We start from the raw sequence: 1,107 nt of genomic DNA on the forward strand, positions 1-1,107 counted from the left end.
CTCGTAATAATCCGCAATATGGCAAGGATTTCCTGCTTTCTTAGCCGACTGAATTTGGTTTATGGCCAAGTACAGTACCTTTCTGCCAATAGCTGTCCCACGCTTTGAAATTGACAGGTGGGCCGTGAGCTTGCCAGATTCATAAACTTGAGGATCAACACCAACGAAGGCATTTAATTGGCTAGGATTGTTAAAACGTCTGATATCTCCAAGCTCACTTATGATTCTTAGAGCAGTGTTTTCGCCAATGCCTGGAATGCTTGTGAGGATCTCTAGATCCCGCTTAGGAGCCAGTTTAGCCATCTCCTGTAAAGCAGTCTGGCACTCTTCTTCAGCGCTCAGAATATTGTTAATAGCCATTTTGAGGCCACGAATATGGGCACTGTTCTTTTTGACAGCTGGACATGCGACTTTAGCCAACCGAATAAGACTTTGCTCTATGTCGTTAGCGCGCTTTTTACCAATACCAGATAAGCCTTTTAAGAAGTCGATGATATCGGCTTCTTTTGTTTCTAGTACGATATCTGGATGTGGGAATCTGAAAACAATACTCCAGTAGTTTTTCCCTCTCGGATTAGCCATTAAGTGCTCAATCTCTGGGAAAGTGAGCTGAATGGCTTTGTGCAGTCTATTCTTGTTGGTTATCAGATCGTGCGAAGCCTGCTCATAGATGCGGTTATTGGCCATCAATTCTTGATATTCTTCGCTTTGAACGTAGGCCAGCCGCTGCGGGTGCTCAGACTGCAACTTGGCAAGGTATAAGGCATCAAGCTTATCGGTCTTGTTCTGGTGCAGGTCATCCTTTGTCTTTCTTTTAGCTTCTAGCGGGTTCATCATGACATAGCGCAATTCGTGCATGTCCAAAAACGCCTGGAGTCTTCTTGAATAGACGCCAGTTGCTTCAAAGATAATCTGTGGGTTAGTAACCTGCTTAAGGTCACCCAGCAGCTGATTGAAGCCTACCATATCGTTGGAGATGGCATATTCATTAACTTTTTGGCCATTGACCATAATGCATACGTTAGACTTCCGACTGCTAACATCAATACCGAAAACAGTTTTCAATAAATCCATAAGAATAAACCTCCGCTTTACTTGGAGATGAGC

At 43.8% G+C, this 1,107-nt stretch carries 1 protein-coding gene; it reads right to left on the reverse strand.

The genetic code is table 11. The annotated features are described in order from the left end of the window. Positions 1–1,074: IS110 family RNA-guided transposase (locus ACYVUV_RS12300; protein WP_484499571.1), on the reverse strand; the 1,074-nt coding region annotated here is incomplete at its 3' end. Positions 1,075–1,107 lie beyond the last annotated feature (33 nt).

The organism is Lactobacillus sp. WILCCON 0149 (genome assembly GCF_057197965.1).